This window comes from Kitasatospora sp. NPDC097691, from assembly GCF_040302665.1.
Taxonomy (GTDB): Bacteria; Actinomycetota; Actinomycetes; order Streptomycetales; family Streptomycetaceae; genus Kitasatospora.
In genome coordinates this window covers 27,976-46,132 of the sequence record NZ_JBEORY010000071.1, presented here as the reverse complement: position 1 = coordinate 46,132, position 18,157 = coordinate 27,976, and the positions used below count along the sequence as shown (strand labels likewise).

At 72.4% G+C, this 18,157-nt stretch carries 16 protein-coding genes; 4 read left to right on the top strand and 12 right to left on the bottom strand.

Annotated elements, in window-relative coordinates:
• Positions 1-89 precede the first annotated feature (89 nt).
• The 4 genes from ruvX to ABTY56_RS33850 are packed head-to-tail and all read right to left on the bottom strand — an operon-like array spanning position 90 to position 4,156.
• Positions 90-569: a Holliday junction resolvase RuvX gene (gene ruvX / locus ABTY56_RS33865; RefSeq protein ID WP_350633210.1), complete on the bottom strand. Its 480-nt coding sequence runs from the start codon at positions 567-569 to the stop codon at positions 90-92.
• Positions 569-3,238: an alanine--tRNA ligase gene (gene alaS, locus ABTY56_RS33860; protein ID WP_350633209.1), complete on the bottom strand. Its 2,670-nt coding sequence runs from the start codon at positions 3,236-3,238 to the stop codon at positions 569-571. Before alaS ends, ruvX begins: the two co-directional genes overlap by 1 nt.
• Positions 3,238-3,672, bottom strand: a complete 435-nt coding sequence (locus ABTY56_RS33855; protein ID WP_350633208.1) for a DUF6167 family protein — start codon at positions 3,670-3,672, stop codon at positions 3,238-3,240. The genes alaS and ABTY56_RS33855 overlap by 1 nt, the downstream gene beginning before the upstream one ends.
• A 4-nt stretch (positions 3,673-3,676) precedes the next feature.
• The gene (locus tag ABTY56_RS33850) at positions 3,677-4,156 is read right to left on the bottom strand and encodes a DUF948 domain-containing protein (protein ID WP_350633207.1); all 480 of its coding nucleotides are present in this window, start codon (positions 4,154-4,156) and stop codon (positions 3,677-3,679) included.
• 220 nt (positions 4,157-4,376) lie between these two features.
• Between ABTY56_RS33850 and ABTY56_RS33845 the strand changes: the two genes are divergently transcribed.
• Together ABTY56_RS33845 and ABTY56_RS33840 are read left to right on the top strand one after the other, a co-directional pair.
• Positions 4,377-6,605: an ATP-binding protein gene (locus ABTY56_RS33845; protein ID WP_350633206.1), complete on the top strand. Its 2,229-nt coding sequence runs from the start codon at positions 4,377-4,379 to the stop codon at positions 6,603-6,605.
• A 48-nt stretch (positions 6,606-6,653) separates the two neighbouring features.
• Positions 6,654-6,980, top strand: a complete 327-nt coding sequence (locus ABTY56_RS33840) for a tetratricopeptide repeat protein (protein ID WP_350633205.1) — start codon at positions 6,654-6,656, stop codon at positions 6,978-6,980.
• A gap of 93 nt (positions 6,981-7,073) precedes the next feature.
• Here the strand turns inward: ABTY56_RS33840 and rpsD are convergent, their stop codons facing one another.
• The 8 genes from rpsD to ABTY56_RS33800 all read right to left on the bottom strand — a co-directional run bounded on the left by rpsD (position 7,074) and on the right by ABTY56_RS33800 (position 15,539).
• Positions 7,074-7,688 (bottom strand): 30S ribosomal protein S4, encoded by a 615-nt coding sequence (gene rpsD, locus ABTY56_RS33835; protein ID WP_063346792.1) that lies wholly within the window; start codon positions 7,686-7,688, stop codon positions 7,074-7,076.
• A 311-nt stretch (positions 7,689-7,999) separates the two neighbouring features.
• Entirely contained in the window at positions 8,000-9,454 is a 1,455-nt protein-coding gene (locus ABTY56_RS33830; RefSeq protein WP_350633204.1) for a replication-associated recombination protein A, read from the bottom strand.
• Between the two features lie 120 nt (positions 9,455-9,574).
• Entirely contained in the window at positions 9,575-10,186 is a 612-nt protein-coding gene (locus tag ABTY56_RS33825; RefSeq protein ID WP_350633203.1) for a hypothetical protein, read from the bottom strand.
• A 73-nt stretch (positions 10,187-10,259) separates the two neighbouring features.
• Positions 10,260-11,063, bottom strand: coding sequence for a polyphosphate kinase 2 (gene ppk2 / locus ABTY56_RS33820; protein WP_350633202.1), 804 nt, complete (start codon positions 11,061-11,063; stop codon positions 10,260-10,262).
• 105 nt (positions 11,064-11,168) lie between these two features.
• Complete coding sequence (locus tag ABTY56_RS33815; protein WP_502893245.1) at positions 11,169-11,615, bottom strand: GNAT family N-acetyltransferase; 447 nt, start codon at positions 11,613-11,615, stop codon at positions 11,169-11,171.
• Positions 11,616-11,770: 155 nt separating this feature from the next.
• The gene (aspS, locus tag ABTY56_RS33810) at positions 11,771-13,561 is read right to left on the bottom strand and encodes an aspartate--tRNA ligase (RefSeq protein WP_350633201.1); all 1,791 of its coding nucleotides are present in this window, start codon (positions 13,559-13,561) and stop codon (positions 11,771-11,773) included.
• Complete coding sequence (hisS, locus tag ABTY56_RS33805; protein WP_350633200.1) at positions 13,558-14,820, bottom strand: histidine--tRNA ligase; 1,263 nt, start codon at positions 14,818-14,820, stop codon at positions 13,558-13,560. The genes aspS and hisS overlap by 4 nt, the downstream gene beginning before the upstream one ends.
• Before the next feature lie 11 nt (positions 14,821-14,831).
• Positions 14,832-15,539 (bottom strand): MBL fold metallo-hydrolase, encoded by a 708-nt coding sequence (locus tag ABTY56_RS33800; RefSeq protein WP_350633199.1) that lies wholly within the window; start codon positions 15,537-15,539, stop codon positions 14,832-14,834.
• Between the two features lie 251 nt (positions 15,540-15,790).
• On the opposite strand from ABTY56_RS33800, the gene ABTY56_RS33795 reads away from it, so the two are divergent.
• Together ABTY56_RS33795 and ABTY56_RS33790 are read left to right on the top strand one after the other, a co-directional pair.
• Positions 15,791-16,633, top strand: coding sequence for a peptidylprolyl isomerase (locus tag ABTY56_RS33795; RefSeq protein WP_350633198.1), 843 nt, complete (start codon positions 15,791-15,793; stop codon positions 16,631-16,633).
• A 276-nt stretch (positions 16,634-16,909) separates the two neighbouring features.
• A complete protein-coding gene (locus tag ABTY56_RS33790; protein ID WP_350633197.1) occupies positions 16,910-18,139 on the top strand; it encodes a DUF349 domain-containing protein in 1,230 nt (409 codons plus the stop codon).
• Positions 18,140-18,157 lie beyond the last annotated feature (18 nt).

Genomic DNA, 18,157 nt, shown 5'->3' with positions numbered 1-18,157 from the left:
GCTGAGGAGCCTGATCTAACGTCCCGATTGAGGGGTCCGTGCGGACGCGTCCGCACGGACCCCTCAATCGGGACGTTAGATCAGGCTCCTCAGCCGACCGCCTCGACGCTCTCACCGGGCGGGCGTCCGCTCACCCGTTCGGACTCAAGGGCGGTCTGCAGGATCACCACCGCGGCGGCCTGGTCGACCACCGAGCGGCCCTTCTTCGCCTTGACCCCCGAGGCGCGCAGCCCGTGGGTCGCGGTGACGGTCGACATCCGCTCGTCCACCAGCCGCACCGGCACCGGGTAGAGCCGGTTGGCCAGCCGCGCCGCGTACGCCCGGACCTTCTCCGCCGCCGGGCCCTCCTTGCCGCTCAGCGAGCGGGGCAGCCCGACGATCACCTCCATCGCGCCGTACTCCTCGACGATGGCGGCGATCCTGGCCTGCGACTTCACGCCGGCCGGGACGGTCTCCACGGGCGTGGCGAGCACCCCGTCGGGGTCGCAGGACGCGACCCCGATCCGGGCGTCACCGACGTCGACGGCGATCCGCCGCCCACGCCGGAAGGGCCTCTCCTCCTGCTCCATCAGCTGGCGCGCTCCGCGACCAGACCGCGCACCGCAGCGATGGCCTCGCCGACCGCGGCCGGGTTGGAGCCGCCGCCCTGGGCGACGTCGTCCTTGCCGCCACCGCCGCCGCCGAGGGTCTTGGCGGCGGTCCGGACCAGCTCGCCGGCCTTGATGCCGCGGCCGCGGGCGTCCTCGTTGGTGGCGATCACGGTCAGCGGGCGGTCGTTCGCCACGGTGAACGCGGCGACCACGGCCGGGCGCGAGCCGAGGCGGCCGCGCACGTCCAGGACCAGCTTGCGCAGCTCGTCCGCGCCCACGCCGTCGGCGACCTGGGCGGCGACCACGGCGATGCCGTGCACGTCCTCGGCCGAGTCGGCCAGGCCGGCCGCGGCGGCCAGCACCTTCTCGGCGCGGAAGCGCTCGATCTCCTTCTCGGCGTCCTTGAGCTTGGCGAGCATGCCCGAGATCTTCTCCGGCAGCTCCTCCGGGCGGCCCTTGACCAGCTCGGTGAGCTGGGAGACCACGGTGTGCTCGCGGGCCAGGAACTTGTACGCGTCGACGCCGACCAGCGCCTCCACGCGGCGCACGCCGGAGCCGATCGAGGACTCGCCGAGCAGCTTCACCAGGCCCAGCTGGGCGGTGTTGCCGACGTGCGTGCCACCGCACAGCTCCTTGGAGAAGTCGCCGATGGTGACGACCCGAACCTCGTCGCCGTACTTCTCGCCGAACATCGCGATGGCGCCGGCCTTGCGGGCCTGGTCCATCGTCATGACCTCGGCGGTGACGTCGAGTTCGCGGCCCAGCACGTCGTTGATCTTCTGCTCGACGTCGACCAGCACGCTGCCCGGGACGGCCGCGGGCGAGCCGAAGTCGAAGCGGAAGCGACCGGGGGCGTTCTCGGAGCCGGCCTGGGCGGCCGTCGGGCCGAGCGCGTCGCGCAGCGCCTGGTGGGTCAGGTGGGTGGCCGAGTGGGCGCGGGCGATCGCCCGGCGGCGCTCGGTGTCGATCGTGGCGTACGCCGAGGCGCCCAGCACGACCTCGCCGAACAGCACGCCGCCGGAGTGCACGATGACACCCGGGACGGGCTGCTGCACGTCGCGGATCTCCACCACCGCGCCGGACTCCAGCCGGATCCGGCCGTGGTCGGCGAGCTGGCCGCCGCCCTCGGCGTAGAACGGGGTACGGTCGAGGATGAGCTCGATCTCGTCGCCCTCGGAGGCGGCCGGCGAGGGCACGCCGTCCACCAGCAGGCCGACGACGGTGGCCTCGCCCTCGGTGAGGGCGTAGCCGGTGAAGACGCTCGCGCCGGACTTGTCGGCGACCTCGCGGTACGCGGCGACGTCGGCGTGGCCCATCTTCTTGGCCTTGGCGTCCGCCTTGGCGCGGTCCCGCTGCTCCTGCATCAGGCGGCGGAAGCCGGACTCGTCCACCTGGAGGCCCTGCTCCTCGGCCATCTCCAGGGTGAGGTCGATCGGGAAGCCGTAGGTGTCGTGCAGTTTGAACGCCTGCTCGCCGGAGAGCACCACGCCGCCGGACTGCTTGGTCTCGGTGACCGCGGCGTCCAGCAGGCTGGTGCCGGCCTTCAGGGTCTGCAGGAAGGCCGCCTCCTCGCCGATGACGACCGTCTCGATGCGCTTGCGGTCGCTCTCCAGCTCGGGGTACTGCGGCGCCATCGCCTTGATGGCGACGTCGATGAGCTCCTTCGCCACCGGCTCGGTGGCACCCAGCAGGCGCATGTTGCGGATGGCGCGGCGCAGGATGCGGCGCAGCACGTAACCGCGGCCCTCGTTGCCGGGGGTGACGCCGTCGCCGACCAGCATCAGCGCGGTGCGGATGTGGTCGGTGACCACGCGCAGCGAGACGTCCGACTTGTGGTCGGCGCCGTAGGCGTGGCCGGTGAGCTCGGCGGCGCGGTCGAGGATCATCCGGCTGGTGTCGATCTCGAAGAGGTTGTCGACGCCCTGCAGGATGGCGGCGAGACGCTCCAGGCCGAGGCCGGTGTCGATGTTCTTGCTCGGCAGGTCGCCGAGGATCTCGAAGCCGTCCTTGCCGTCGCCGTGGCCGCGCTCGTACTGCATGAAGACCAGGTTCCAGATCTCCAGGTAGCGCTCGCCGTTGACGGCCGGGCCGCCCTCCTCGCCGTACGCGGGGCCGCGGTCGTAGTTGATCTCCGAGCACGGGCCGCACGGGCCGGGGACGCCCATCGACCAGAAGTTGTCCTTCATGCCGAGGCGCTGGATCCGCTCGGCGGGGACGCCGATGACGTCACGCCAGATCTGCTCGGCCTCGTCGTCGTCCTTGTAGACGGTGATCCAGAGCTTCTCCTTCTCCAGGCCGTAGCCACCGTCCGCGACGGGCGAGGTGAGCAGGTCCCACGCGAACTTGATGGCTCCTTCCTTGAAGTAGTCGCCGAAGGAGAAGTTGCCGCACATCTGGAAGAAGGAGCCGTGCCGGGTGGTCTTCCCGACCTCCTCGATGTCCAGGGTGCGCACGCACTTCTGGACGCTGGTGGCGCGCGAGAACTGCGGCTTGACCTCGCCCAGGAAGTAGGGCTTGAACGGCACCATGCCGGCGTTGACGAGCAGCAGGGTGGGGTCGTCGGCGACCAGGGACGCCGACGGAACGACGGTGTGGCCGCGCTCCTCGAAGAAGCGCAGCCATCGGCGGCGGATCTCAGCCGACTCCATTAGTGGTCCTTCCGGTTCGGGGTTCCGCCCCGCGGCGGCAGGGCGCGGCGGGGCGTCTCTTCAATGGCTTGGGGAGCGGTACGGGAACCGCGGGCGGGGGGCAGGGCGGCGGCCGGGCTGCCGGGCGCCGCCGAGATAGCTCGGTACTGCGGCTCGCCGCGCAGGACTCTGCGCGCACCCCGGAGCTCGCTCCGGGGCTCGACGACGGCGGTGCCGTGCAGCCCGAGGTCGTCCTTCAGCTGCTCCTCGCGCTCGGCCATGCCGGCCCGCACGTCCTGGGCGAACTGCTTGGCGAGGTCGCCCAGGTGCAGCGCGCCGCGCGCGGCGGTGCCGGAGAGGCTGTCCGGGGTGAGCTTCTGCACCGCACCGTTGGCCTTTTTCATGGCCCACACCGCGGCGCCGGCGCCGACCGCCATCCAGAAGATGCGTGCCATGCCGTCAGCCCCTCACCGCTCGCCGGACCCTGGAGAGCAGGCCGCCCCTGGGCGCGGTCGCGGCGCGCACCTCGGCCCGGATCAGCCGGGCCAGCTCCTCGCGCTCGCCGGTCTGCAGCGGCACGGAGGGCAGGTTGCCCTGCTGCTTGGCGACGGCCTTGCGGACGCCGTAGCTGAAGGCCGCGACCTTCACCAGCGGTCCGCCCAGGGTGGCGGCCACGGTGGAGGAGAGCGCGTTGGCGTTGGCGGCGGCGTCCTGCACGTTGGCGGTGATCTCGTCCACCCGCTCCAGCTGCTCGTTGGCGCTGCGCACGGCGGCGCCCGCGTCGGTCAGCAGCGGCACGGCCTGCTCGGTGACGGCGGAGACCAGGACGGCGGCCTCCTTCAGCACCCGCGAGAGGCGGACCAGGACCACGGCGAGCAGGGTGACCAGGACCGCCCAGAAGACGGCGACGAGCAATCCGGCCAGCTCTCCCATGGACACCTTTGCGCGCTCCCTCGCCTTGCTGTTCTCCAGACGGAACCCTATCGCGCCCACACCCGGTTTCCGGACCGGGTTGTCGACGCGGGAGGTCCGACCGGGTGTGCGATCCGCGCGCGTAACCTACCCGCCGGTCACCTCGTTCTGCCAGGCAGGCCGTCGCGCGGACGGCCGGAGCACGTCCGGGCCGCGAACGGTCCGGCCTGGAACACGGGAGCAGCGCTTGGCCGGCGACTGGACAGCACAGCCCGGGGAGCCCTCGGCGGGGCCGCGCGAGCCGGAGCACGGCCGGTTGCCGGCCGAGGTGACCGGCTTCGTCGGGCGGCAGCGGGAACTGGCCGAACTGGCGCGCCTGCTGGCCGCCGCCCGGCTGGTGACGGTGACCGGTCCGGGCGGGGTGGGCAAGAGCCGGCTGGCGCTGCGCGCGGCGGCCCGCGCGGGCGGTGTGTTCCCCGACGGCACCTGGCTGGTGGACATCGCCCCGGTGCAGGACCCGCTGCTGCTCGGCCACGCCGTCCTGGAGGCCCTGCGACTGACCGACGGCACCGCCCGTCCACCGCTGGACGTGCTGACCGAGCGACTGGCCGGCCGCCGCCTGCTGCTGGTGCTGGACGGCTGCGAGCACCTGGTCGAGGCCTGCGCCGAGCTGGCGGACGCACTGCTGCGGGCGCTGCCCGGCCTGCGGCTGCTGGCCACCAGCCGCACCGCGCTGCGCGCCTCCGGCGAGCACCTGCTGACCCTCGCGCCGCTCCCGGTCGACCCGGCGCCGGCCGGCCCCGCGGGGCCCGGCGCACTGCCGGACGCGGTACGGCTGTTCGCCGACCGGGCCCGGGCGGTGCTGCCCTCCTTCGCGGTGACCGAGGCCAACGCCGAGGCGATCGGGCTGCTCTGCCGACGGCTGGACGGCATCCCGCTGGCCGTGGAGCTGGCGGCCGGGCGGCTGCGCGCGCTGTCCGTGGAGCAGATCACCGCCCGCCTGGACGACCGCTTCCGGCTGCTCACCGGCGGCTCCCGGACGGCCCTGCCGCGGCACCAGACGCTGCGGACGACGATCGGCTGGAGTCACGAGCTCTGCGCGGTGCAGGAACGTTTACTCTGGGCCCGCCTGTCGATCTTCGCCGGCAGCTTCGACCTCGAGGCCGCCGAGTACGTCTGCGCCGGCGACGGCATCGAGCCCGAGGACGTGCTGGACCTGCTCGACGAGCTGGTCGCCAAGTCCGTGGTGCTGCGCGAGGACAGCGCCTTCGGCGTCCGCTTCCGCCTGCTGGACACCCTGCGCGAGTACGGCGGCCACTGGCTGCGCGCCGCCGGCGAGGAGCCGCGGCTGCTGCGCCGCCACCGGGACTGGTACCTGGGCGTCGCCACCTGGGGCGAGGTCGAGTGGTTCGGCCCCCGCCAGGCGGAGACCGCCGAACGCACCGAGCTGGCCCACACCAACCTCCGCGCGGCGCTGGAGTTCTGCCTCGGCGAGCCCGGCGAGGAGCAGATCGCCCTGCTGCTGGCCGGCACGCTCTGGTTCTACTGGGTCGGCTGCGGCCACCTCGGCGAGGGCCGGCACTGGCTGGACCGCGCACTCGCGCTGGACCGCGAACCCACCGAGGCCCGTGCCAAGGCGCTCTGGGTGACCGGCTACACGGCCACGCTGCAAGGGGACCTGGCGGCCGCGCGTCCGGCCCTGGAGGAGTGCCGCCGCCAGGCCCTGGACACCGGTGACGACCGGGCCCTCGCCTACGCCGTCCACCGCCAGGGCTGCGCCGCCCTGATCGGCGACGACCCGAACCGCGCCGCCGAGCTGTTCGAGGAGGCGCTCTGGCACTACCGGACCATCGGCGAGCTCAACAGCAACGTCGTGATGGCCATGCTGGAGCTCGGCCTGGCCTACCTGTTCCAGGGCGACCTGGACAGCGGTGAGCTCTGGTTCGGCCAGGCCCGCGAGCTGTGCGAGGAGCACGGCGAGCAGTGGGCGTACGCGTACGTGCTGTACGCGACGGCGTACTCGCACTGGCTGGACGGCGCGGTCCAGGCGGCCCGCGCGCTGGCCCGGGAGTGCGTGCGGCTGAACCACCGCTTCCACGACCTGCTCGGCATCGTGCTGGGGATCGACCTGCTGGCGTTGCTGGAGACCGAGCCGAGCGGCCCGGACGAGGTGGGCGACCTGCGCGAGGCCCGGGTGCTGCAGGGCGCTGCACACCGGATCTGGCGCGCGGTCGGCACCCCGTTCCTCGGCTCGCGGAACTTCTTCGGCACCCACCAGGAGTGCGCCGAGCGGGCCCGGGCCGGGCTGACCGAGCAGGAGTACCGGGAGTGCTACGAGGCCGGCGCCCGGCTGGACCTGGACGAGGCCGTGTACCGGGCGCTCGGCCGCGGAGGCTCCGCGGAGGGCCCCGAGCGCGGTCCGGGGCCCTGCTCGGTACCGCCCGCTCCGGCTCCCTCGCCGGTCCGGAATAGTTGAAACTTGTCCGTTGCTTGAGGAGGCAAGGATCCACCCGGAAGGAGCACCATGGCCGTCCACAACGCCGCCGACGAGTACCGCATGGCGAAGTTCTACTTCGACTCCAAGGCGTACACCGACGCCGCCCGCATGCTTGAGGGCGTGCTGGCCGAGGAGCCGGCCAACCTCTCCGTCCGGCTGCTGCTCGCCCGCAGCTACTACCACTCCGCCCAACTCGGCAAGGCCGAGGCCGAGTTGATCCGGATCCTGGACGCCGACCCGGCCGAGGACTACGCCCGGATGATGCTCGGCCGCACCCTGGAGCGCCAGGGCCGCACCGAGGAGGCCCGCCCGCACCTGCGGCTGGCCGCCGCGATGGCCGGCGAGAGCGTCTGACCGGCGCAGGCCGGAAAAGGGGCGAGCCCCCGCCGCCTCGAAAGGCGACGGGGGCTCACTCGTGGTCCTGCGAAGAGCGGAACCGCTCGCGGGTCAGCGCGAGTAGTACTCGACGACGAGCTGCTCGTCACAGATCACCGGGACCTCCTTGCGCTGCGGCGCACGGTCCAGGCGGAAGGCCAGGGCCTTCAGGTTGACCTCGAGGTACTTCGGGGTCTGGCCCTCACCCGCGTAGCCACCCTCACGGGCGACCTGGAACGGGACCTTCTCCTTGCTGCGCTCGCGGACGGTCACCACGAAGCCCGGCTTCATCTGGTACGACGGCTTGTTGACCTTGCCACCGTTGACCTCGATGTGGCCGTGGACGACCATCTGGCGGGCCTGGTAGATGGTGCGGGCGATGCCCGAACGCAGGACCAGGGAGTCCAGACGGGTCTCCAGCTCGGCGACGAGCGCCTCACCGGTCTTGCCCTCGGCCTTCTTCGCGCGGTCGAACGCGCGCGCCATCTGCTTCTCGCTCAGGTCGTACTGGGCGCGCAGACGCTGCTTCTCGAGCAGACGGACCTTGTAGTCCGAGTTCTGCTTGCGACCACGGCCGTGCTGGCCGGGCGGGTACGGGCGGGCCTCGAAGTACTTGACGGACTTCGGGGTCAGCGGCACGCCGAGCGCACGCGCGATCTTGACCTTGGGACGCTTCTGGTTCGCCATGAACCAAACCTTCCTTGCTTACGAATACGGCTTTCACCAGGTGTTGACGGAGGTCGCATGTCGCGACCCGGAGAAAACCCCGCCGCCTGCGCGATGGGATCAGCCGCTCTCCGGAGCCGGGCACGAGAGTGCTTGTCACACGGGCCGGCCCAGAACCTGGGCCACCCGCGACACCGAAACGGTGCGCGACGCTCCTGGTGCGGGCCCCTCGGAAGGGGCCTACCGCCGATGTCCCGCTGGTGCGGCCGGTCGGTGGGGTCTCCCCCGCCGCCGTCCCGGGACATGGCACTCCGATCGAGTATAGCCGCCGATCACTCGCCCATCTGCCCGGGCTCCCGCTCGGGCTCCCGCTCCGCCTTCGGCGCGGGCTTCTGCTCCGGCTTCTCGGGCTTCCGATCCGCCTTCTGCTCGCTCCGCCGCTCCCCGCGCAGCCGCCCCCGGGTCCAGTCCACGACGTCCGCGTACCGCGCCTCGCCGCCGCGCCGGGTCGGCTGGTAGTACTCCCGGCCGTGCACCGCGTCCGGCGCGTACTGCTGGGCGGCGATGCCCTCCGGCAGGTCGTGCGGGTACCGGTAGCCCTTGCCGTGGCCGAGCTTGCCCGCGCCGCCGTAGTGCGCGTCCCGCAGGTGCGCCGGCACCGCCCCCGCCAGGCCCTGCCGGACGTCCGCCAGCGCCGCGTCGATCGCCAGGTAGGCCGCGTTGGACTTGGGCGCCAGGGCCAGCGCGATCGCCGCCTGGGAGAGGATGATCCGCGCCTCCGGGAAGCCGATCAGCGCCACCGCCTGCGCGGCCGCCACCGCCGTCTGCAGCGCCGTCGGGTCGGCCAGGCCGACGTCCTCGCTGGCCGAGATCATCAGCCGGCGGGCGATGAACCGCGGGTCCTCCCCCGCCTCGATCATCCGGGCCAGGTAGTGCAGGGTCGCGTCCACGTCGCTGCCGCGGATCGACTTGATCAGCGCGCTCGCCACGTCGTAGTGCTGGTCGCCGTCCTTGTCGTAGCGGACCGCCGCCTGGTTGACGGCCGTCTCCGTGGTGGCCAGCGTGATGCTCGGCTCGCCCTTCTCCAGCGCCGCCCCGGCCGCCGCCTCCAGCGTGGTGAGCGCCCGCCGGGCGTCCCCGCCGGCCAGCCGCACCAGGTGGTCCTCGGCCTCCTCGGTCAGCTCCAGCGCGCCCTCCAGGCCGCGCTCGTCGGCCACCGCCCGGCGCAGCAGCGCCCGGATGTCCTCGTCGGTCAGCGACTCCAGGGTGAGCAGCAGCGAGCGGGACAGCAGCGGCGAGATCACCGAGAAGTACGGGTTCTCGGTGGTCGCCGCGATCAGGGTGACCCAGCGGTTCTCCACGGCCGGCAGCAGCGAGTCCTGCTGGGCCTTGGAGAAGCGGTGGATCTCGTCCAGGAAGAGCACCGTCTCCCGGCCGGACATCCCGACCGCCCGCCGGGCGCCGTCGATCACCGCCCGGACCTCCTTGACCCCGGCGGTGATCGCGGACAGCTCGACGAAGCGGCCCTCGACGGCCTGGCTGATCACGTGCGCCAGCGTGGTCTTCCCGGTGCCGGGCGGGCCCCAGAGGATCACCGAGCTGGTGGCCGCCGGCCCGCGCGAACTCGCGACCAGCCGCCGCAGCGGCGAGCCGGGCTTGAGCAGCTGCCGCTGCCCGGCCACCTCGTCCAGGGTGCGCGGGCGCATCCGTACGGCCAGCGGCGCCCGGCCGGGCTCCCTGGTCTGGCGTTCCTCGGCGGCGGCGGTGAAGAGGTCCGGTTCGTCCACACCGGAAGCCTATGCGAGGCCGCCGACACGCCGGGGGCCGTCGTCGCCTCGCGGGCGACGGTTCGAGGACCGCGGTTCGAGGACGGCGGTTCGAGGGCGGCGGTTCGGGAGCGGCGGGCCCTACGGCCGACGACGGTCGAGCAGGACGACCTCGAACTCCTCCAGCGACCGCACCGTGACGCCGGCCGCCGCGACCGCCCTGGCCCGGGCGTCGGCCTGCGGACCGCGCGAGGCCACCAGCGTCTCCCGGTCGGCGAAGATCGCGCCCACCGAGGCGCGGCCGGTCGCCCGGTCGACCAGCATCGCGGCGGAGACGAACCCCGGCGCCTTCTCCAGCATCGGCAGCGCGCGGCCCCGGAAGGCCTCCGTCATCCGGTCCACCGCGGCCGGGTCGGCGTCGGTACGCACCAGGCGGAACCAGGCGCCCGGCCCGGCCTCGCCGGGCGGGGTGTCCACCGCGACCTCCCAGACGTCGGTGGCCACGGTGCCCTCGAACGGTGCCAGCAGCTCGGCGCGGCGCTCCCGCAGCTCCAGGTCGCTGTCCCGCTCGGCCTGCGCGGACTCCCACCACGAACCCATGGTGATCTTGCCGAGCTCGCGGTCGGCGAACAGTCCGTAGCCCCGGTATCCGGGCCGGGCGGTGAGCAGTCCGACGGCCTCGGCCCTGAGCCCGTCGAGGGTCCGGTCGATCCGCTCCGGGTTGCCGGTGGCGTAGACGGTACGGACGAACATGAGCGCGCCTCCTGCGGACGCCCGGGCGCCACACGGGGCCGGTTCTCGACAGCAGCGCCCGGTGGGGCCCCGTCTACTCCAGTCTGGCAGCGTGGTCCGGGACGTACTTCTGCAGGTCGCGCGGGGGCCGCTGGTAGCCGCGCGGGGCCGGGCGCGGCGGCAGTTCGATCTGCGGCGCCTTGATCTCGTGGTACGGCAGGGTGGAGAGCAGGTGGGCGATCATGTTGATTCGGGCCCGGCGCTTGTCGTCGCTCTCCACCACGTGCCACGGCGATTCCGGGATGTCGGTGTGGATGAACATCTCGTCCTTGGCCCGCGAGTAGTCCTCCCAGTGGGCGATCGACTCGACGTCCATCGGGGAGAGCTTCCAGCGCTTCATCGGGTCCCCCAGCCGGGCCCGGAAGCGCTGTTCCTGCTCGGTGTCGCTCACCGAGAACCAGTACTTGCGCACCAGGATGCCCGCCTCGATCAGCATCCGCTCGAAGTTCGGGCACTGGTGCAGGAACTGCCAGTACTCCTCGTCGGAGCAGAAGCCCATCACCCGCTCGACCCCGGCGCGGTTGTACCAGCTGCGGTCGAACAGCACGATCTCCCCGGCCGCGGGCAGGTGCTCCACGTACCGCTGGAAGTACCACTGGGTCTTCTCCCGCTCGGTCGGCGTGGGCAGCGCCGCGACCCGGGCGATGCGCGGGTTCAGGTACTCCGTCACCCGCTTGATCGCCCCGCCCTTGCCGGCGGCGTCACGTCCTTCGAAGACCACCACCAGCCGGGCGCCCTCGACCCGCACCCACTCCTGGAGCTTCACCAGCTCCTGCTGCAGCCGCAGCAGCTCCCGCTCGTACGGTCTCCTCGCCAGTCGCTCCGGCTTCGCCGCCACCCTCTGATCCTCCGTCCGACCGATGCTGATGCACACTCACCGTAGGCGCAGGGCGACGGGTTCGCAGGCCGGACCGGCCCGGACCGCCGGAGGAGCGGCAGCGGTCTAGACCGCGACGAAGGGCTCGGGGTAGCGGCAGAGCCCGCGCGGGCCGCCGTCGTACGACGCCAGCGGCAGCGCCTGGAAGTACGCCTCCGGCACCTCGAACGGGCCGACGACCTCGTGCCGCCCGGCCGGCGTGAAGCCGAACCGCCCGTAGTACGCCGGATCGCCGAGGACGACCACGAGCTTCTCCCCCGCGCCCTCGGCCGCCGACAGCGCGGCCCGGACGACGAGCTCGCCGACGCCCCGGCGCTGCCACTCCGGCGCCACGGCGACCGGCGCGAGCGCCAGCGCCTCGCCGTCGCCGACCCGCAGCCGGGTCAGCAGCGCGTGGCCGACCACCAGCCCGGTCTCGTCGACCGCGACCACGGACAACCCGGGCAGCCAGGCGGGATCGCGGCGCAGCGCGTCCACCAGGTCCGCCTCGTCCGGGCCGGGGAACGCGGCCATGTGGACGCGTCTGGTCGCCGGTGCGTCCGCCGGACATTCCATTCTCGTTGTGACCTTCATCGGTCAACCCTCCCTGTGTCCCACATCGTTGTGGACCGGCCCCGGACGGTGGGTGGACCGTCCGGGGCCGTTGCAGGTTAGCGGATGACGCTTCGTCAGGACTTGGGCTCAGCCTCGGACTTGGCGTCCTCGCGGACCTTGGGCTTGGCGTCCACGCCGGCCTCGCGGCGCTGCGCCGGGGTGATCGGGGTCGGGGCACCGGTCAGCGGGTCACCACCGGTGGACGTCTTCGGGAAGGCGATGACGTCCCGGATGGTGTCGTACCCGCCGAGCAGCGTGACGATCCGGTCGAGGCCGAAGGCGACGCCACCGTGCGGCGGCGGGCCGTAGTTGAAGGCGTCCAGCAGGAAGCCGAACTGCGAGGCCGCCTCCTCCTCGGAGAGGCCGATCGCGTCGAACGCCCGCTTCTGCACGTCGCGCTGGTGGATACGGATCGAACCGCCGCCCAGCTCCGAGCCGTTGAGGACCAGGTCGTACGCGTTGGACAGCGCCGAGCCCGGGTCGGTGTCGAAGGTGTCCAGCGACTCCTTGGTGGGGGCGGTGAACGGGTGGTGCACCGCGTGCCAGCCCTGGAAGGCGCCCTTGTCGTCCTCGATCGGCTCGAACATCGGGAAGTCGACGACCCAGAGGAAGGCCCACTTCGACTCGTCGATCAGCTCGCAGCGGCGGCCGATCTCCAGGCGGGCGGCGCCGAGCAGCTCCTGGGAGGCGCGCTCCTTGCCGGCCGCGAAGAAGACCGCGTCGCCGTTCTTGGCGCCCGCGGCGGCGGCCAGGCCGGCCAGGTGCTCCTCGGAGAGGTTCTTGGCGACGGGGCCGCGCAGCTCGCCGGTCTCGGCGTCGATGAGCACGTAGGCCAGGCCCTTGGCGCCGCGCGCCTTGGCCCAGTCCTGCCAGGCGTCGAGCTGCTTGCGCGGCTGCGAGGCGCCGCCGGGCATGACCACGGCGCCGACGTACGGGGCCTGGAAGACGCGGAACTCGGTGCCCTTGAAGTACTCGGTGAGGTCGGTGAGTTCCTGGCCGAAGCGGACGTCCGGCTTGTCGGAGCCGTAGCGGCCCATGGCGTCCGCGTAGGTCATCCGGGGCAGCGGGTTGGGGACCTCGTAGCCGTGCACCTCGCGCCAGATCGCACCGATGATCTTCTCGCCGAGGGCCAGGATGTCCTCCTGGTCGACGAAGGAGGCCTCGATGTCCAGCTGGGTGAACTCCGGCTGCCGGTCGGCGCGGAAGTCCTCGTCGCGGAAGCAGCGGGCGATCTGGTAGTAGCGCTCCATGCCGGCCACCATCAGCAGCTGCTTGAACAGCTGGGGCGACTGCGGCAGGGCGTACCAGTGGCCGGGCTGCAGGCGGACCGGGACGAGGAAGTCGCGGGCGCCCTCGGGGGTGGAGCGGGTGAGGTACGGCGTCTCGATGTCGAGGTAGTCGTTCTCCTCCATCACCCGGCGGATGATGTTGTTGACCTTGGAGCGCAGCCGCAGGCCCTTGGCCGGGCCCTCACGGCGCAGGTCCAGGTAGCGGTAGCGCAGCCGGACCTCCTCGTTGACCGTGCCCGGCTCGTACTCGGCGACCGGGAAGGGCAGCGGGGCGGCCTCGGAGAGCACCTCGATCTCGCTGACGACGACCTCGATCGCGCCGGTCGGGATGTCCGGGTTCTCGTTGCCCTCGGGGCGGACTCGGACGTCACCGACGACCTTGACGCAGTACTCGGCGCGCAGGCCGTGGACCGAGTCCAGGTCGCGGACCACGATCTGCACGGTGCCGGAGGCGTCGCGCAGGTCGATGAAGGCCACGCCGCCGTGGTCGCGGCGGCGGGCGACCCAGCCGGCCAGGGTGACGGTGGTGCCTGCGTGCTCCGGGCGGAGCGTGCCCGCGTCGTGCGTGCGGATCACAGCTGCTTCTCCTTCAGGGTGGTGACGAGTGCGTCGAGGGCGACGGGGGTCTGCTCGCCGGTGCTCAGGTCCTTGAGCTGGACGACGCCCTCGGCGAGGTCCCGGTCCCCGGCGATCAGGGCGAAGCGGGCGCCGGACCGGTCGGCGGACTTCATGGCGTTCTTGATGCTCTTGACGCCGAAGGCGAGGTCGGTGGCCACGCCGGCCCGGCGCAGCTCGATCACCTTGGCGAACAGGACGTTCTTGGCCTCCTCGCCGAGCGCGACCGCGTACACCGCGGTGGCGGCCGGCAGGTCGAGGGTCACGCCCTCGGCCTCCAGCGCGAGGTAGGTGCGGTCGACGCCGAGGGCCCAGCCGACGGACGGCAGAGCCGGGCCGCCGATCATCTCGGAGAGACCGTCGTAGCGGCCCCCGCCGCCGATCGCGGACTGGGCGCCGAGGCCGTTGTGCACGAACTCGAAGGTGGTGCGGGTGTAGTAGTCCAGGCCGCGGACCAGCTTCGGGTCGTCCTCGAAGGCCACGCCGGCCGCGGTGAGCAGCTCGCGGACCTTCTCGTCGTACGCCTTGCAGTCCTCGCACAGGTAGTCGCGCAGCATCGGGGCGTCGGTGAGCTGGGCCTGCACGGACTCGCGCTTGTCGTCCAGCACGCGCAGCGGGTTGATCTCGGCGCGGCGGCGGGTGTCCTCGTCCAGGTCCAGGCCGGAGAGGAACTCGATCAGCGCGGCGCGGTAGACCGGGCGGCACTGCTTGTCGCCGAGGCTGTTGAGCAGCAGCGAGTAGTCGCTCAGGCCCAGCGAGCGGAAGGCGTCGTCGGCCAGGATGATCAGCTCGGCGTCCAGCGCCGGGTCCTCGGCGCCGATCGCCTCGGCACCGACCTGGGAGAACTGGCGGTAGCGGCCCTTCTGGGCGCGCTCGTAGCGGTAGTACGAGCCGGAGTACCAGAGCTTGACCGGCAGGTTGCCCTGCTTGTGCAGGTTGGCCTGGAGCGCCGCGCGCAGCACCGAGGCGGTGCCCTCCGGGCGCAGCGCGAGCTCGTCGCCGCCCTTGGTGGTGAGGTTGTACATCTCCTTGGTGACGATGTCGGTGGACTCGCCGACGCCGCGGGAGAAGAGCTTCACGTCCTCGAAGACCGGGGTCTCGACGTAGCCGTAGCCGGCCCGGCGGGCGGGCGCAGCGATGCGCTCGCGGATCGCCAGGAAGGTCGCGGAGCTGGGGGGCAGCAGGTCGTAGGTGCCCTTGGGGGCGGTGAAGGTGCTCAACTTCTCTTCCGTCACATTCCTCGTCGCGGGAAAGCCGGGGCGCCGACCGCCCCTGCTGCCTGTCGGAGGTAGGGGTTGGTGGCGCGCTCGCGGCCGATGGTGGTCTGACCGCCGTGGCCGGAGAGGACCACGGTGGAATCGTCGAGGGGCAGGCACACCCGGGCCAGCGACGTCATGATCGCCTCGCTGTCCCCGCCCGGGAGGTCGGTACGCCCGATGGAGCCGGCGAACAGCAGGTCGCCCGAGAACAGCACCGGGGGGAGGTCCTCGGCACCGGGCGTCCGGAAGGTCACCGACCCCCCGGTATGGCCCGGGGCGTGGTCCACGGTGAGCTGCAGGCCGGCGAGCTCCAGCACGCTGCCGTCGGTGAGTTCGCGCACGTCGTCGGGCTCGCCGACGGTGAGCTCGCCCATCAGCTGGGTGCCCAGGGAGCGGCCGAGCGCCTTCTCCGGGTCGGACATCATGTACCGGTCCTCGGGGTGGATCCAGGCCGGGACGCCGCGGGCGCCGCAGACCGGGACCACCGAGGCCACGTGGTCGATGTGGCCGTGCGTGAGCAGCACGGCGACCGGCTTGAGCCGGTGCTCGCGGACCATTTCCTCGACGCCGCGGGCCGCCTGGTGGCCGGGGTCGACGATGACGCACTCCTCGCCCGCCGCCGGAGCGACCAGGTAGCAGTTGGTGCCCCAGGCTCCAGCGGGGAATCCGGCGATGAACACGCGCGTCCTTCGGGTGTGCGGCGGTCGGCTTGCGAGAACCACCTGTAGTGATGCTGTCTATTGGTTACCCAGGGGCAGCCTACCGGCGGTCCGGCTCCGGTTGCGAACCAGATAGGGGTGGCGGGACACGGCCGCGTGTCAGGTTCACCTCGCCCTTACGGGCCCGGTCCCTACACTTGGCCGCCGGGGGATGCGATGATCCGCTCCGGAATCCATCCACTTTTTCCGCACATGCGTAGGAGACACGGCCGGTGGTCAGCAGCGAACAGCGGCGGCGGCAGCTCGCCCGCGAGAAGTACGAGCGCCAGATGGAACGCCGCGTCGAGGCCGCGGCCGCGCGCAAGCGCCGCAACACGGTCCTGGGCGCCTCGTTGGCCGTCGTGGTCCTCGCCGGCGGCGGGACACTGATCGCCACCGGCGCGTTCAGCTCGGACGACAAGGACAAGGCCTCGGCCGCGAGCAGCCCGCAGGCCGCGCCGACCCAGGCCGCCGAGCCGACCGCCCCGACCCGCAAGCCGGTCGAGGGCTGCACGGACCCGGCGCCGGGCGCCCCCAACGGCAAGAAGTGGCAGGCCGAGCCGGCCATGTCGATCGACCCGGGCGCGTCGTACACCATGGCGCTGGACACCAACTGCGGCAAGGTGACCATCGCGCTGGACGCGGCCAAGGCCCCGCACACGGTGAACTCCTTCTCCTTCCTCGCCGGCGAGAAGTACTTCGACCACACCAAGTGCCACCGCCTCACCACGGACGGCATCTACGTGCTGCAGTGCGGTGACCCGACCGCCAGCGCGACCGTCCCCGGCGGCACCGGCGACCCGGGCTACAAGTTCGCGGACGAGAACCTGACCGGCGCGACGTACCCGGCGGGCACCGTGGCGATGGCCAACTCCGGCCCCGGCACCAACGGCAGCCAGTTCTTCCTGGTCTACAAGGACACCAAGCTGTCGCCGAACTACACCCCCTTCGGCAAGATCAGCGGCGGCCTGGACGTGGTGCAGAAGATCGCCGCCGCCGGCACCCTGGAGGGCTCCCCGGACGGCCACCCGATGGCCGACGTGACCTTCAACTCCGTTACGGTGTCGAAGGGTTGATCAGTCCCGGGGCCGGCGCAACCCTGGTCGGGCGGACGCACCGCCGCCGAAGTCGCCCGGCCCCGGCCCGAAATCGCCCGGCCCGGATGCGGACAGCACCGGGCCTGGTCGCCTATGTTGGCGTTGTATAGGGTGCCCGGACCCGCCTAGCCGTCACCCTCGGCAGAAAGGCACGGCGGACGGGGACGGCGGACTCATCGGTCCGCCGCACATCAACTGTGGACGACGGACGCGCGCCGCCCCGGCGCGGGCGCGACGTCATGTGGAGGACGCGCTATGAGCAGCGACCCGTGGGGCCGTGTGGACGAGCAGGGCACGGTCTACGTCAGGACGGCCGACGGCGAACGCGTCGTGGGTTCCTGGCAGGCCGGCTCGCCCGAGGAGGCCCTCGCCTACTTCGAGCGCAAGTACCAGGGCATCGAGGTGGAGATCGGCCTGCTGGAGAAGCGGGTGCGCACCACCGACCTGGCCGCCAAGGACGCCCAGACCGCGCTGGAGCACCTGCGCGCGCAGGTGGTCGAGGGGCACGCGGTCGGCGACCTGGACGCCCTGGCCAAGCGACTGGACACGCTCGCCGGCGAGATCGAGACCCGGCGGGAGGAGCGCAAGGCCGCCCGCGCCAAGGCGCAGGACGAGGCCCGCGCGGCCAAGGAGGCGCTGGTCTCCGAGGCCGAGCAGCTCGCCGATTCCACCCAGTGGCGGGAGGCCGGGGACCGGCTGCGCGCCCTGGTGGACACCTGGAAGGGCCTGCCGCGCCTGGACCGCAAGAGCGACGACGAGCTGTGGCACCGCTTCTCGCACGCCCGCTCGGTCTTCTCCAAGCACCGCAAGGCGCACTTCGCCACCCTGGACGCCGAGCGCGACAAGGCCCGGCAGACCAAGGAGTCGCTGGTCGCCGAGGCCGAGGCGCTGTCCTCGTCCACGGACTGGGGCAGCACCGCGGCCGCCTACCGCGACCTGATGGCGCGCTGGAAGTCCGCCGGCCGGGCCCAGCGGGACATCGAGGACGAGCTGTGGGCGCGGTTCCGCGGCGCGCAGGACGTCTTCTTCCAGGCCCGCTCCGCGGTGTTCAGCGAGCGGGACGCCGAGCAGGTGGAGAACCAGAAGCTCAAGGAGGCGCTGGCCGTCGAGGCCGAGGCGATCCTGCCGATCACCGACCTGAAGGCCGCCAAGGCCGCGCTGCGTGACGTCAACGAGCGCTGGGAGGCGATCGGGCACGTGCCGCGCGAGGTCCGTCCGAAGCTGGACGGCCGGCTGAACGCGGTCGAGCGGGCCATCCGCGAGGCCGAGGACTCCGAGTGGAAGCGCTCCAACCCGGAGGCCAAGGCCCGTGCGGCCGGCATGGTCGGGCTCTTCCAGAGCAAGGCCGACAAGATCCAGGCCGACCTGGACAAGGCCCGCGCGGCCGGCAACGCCGGCAAGGTCGCCAAGCTGGAGTCCGAGCTGGCCGGCGTGCAGACCCTGCTGGAGCAGGCGCACAAGAGCCAGGAGGAGTTCAGCGGCTGATCCTTGCCGCCGAATTCG

What these genes read in the sequence shown, in the direction of transcription:
- ABTY56_RS33840 (WP_350633205.1), top strand. Translation starts at nt 6,654, where the DNA reads ATGGCCGTCCACAACGCCGCCGACGAGTACCGCATGGCGAAGTTCTAC.
- ABTY56_RS33855 (WP_350633208.1), bottom strand. Translation starts at nt 3,672, where the DNA reads ATGGCACGCATCTTCTGGATGGCGGTCGGCGCCGGCGCCGCGGTGTGG.
- rpsD (WP_063346792.1), bottom strand. Translation starts at nt 7,688, where the DNA reads ATGGCGAACCAGAAGCGTCCCAAGGTCAAGATCGCGCGTGCGCTCGGC.
- ABTY56_RS33825 (WP_350633203.1), bottom strand. Translation starts at nt 10,186, where the DNA reads ATGTTCGTCCGTACCGTCTACGCCACCGGCAACCCGGAGCGGATCGAC.
- alaS (WP_350633209.1), bottom strand. Translation starts at nt 3,238, where the DNA reads ATGGAGTCGGCTGAGATCCGCCGCCGATGGCTGCGCTTCTTCGAGGAG.
- ruvX (WP_350633210.1), bottom strand. Translation starts at nt 569, where the DNA reads ATGGAGCAGGAGGAGAGGCCCTTCCGGCGTGGGCGGCGGATCGCCGTC.
- ABTY56_RS33815 (WP_502893245.1), bottom strand. Translation starts at nt 11,615, where the DNA reads ATGGCCGCGTTCCCCGGCCCGGACGAGGCGGACCTGGTGGACGCGCTG.
- ABTY56_RS33790 (WP_350633197.1), top strand. Translation starts at nt 16,910, where the DNA reads ATGAGCAGCGACCCGTGGGGCCGTGTGGACGAGCAGGGCACGGTCTAC.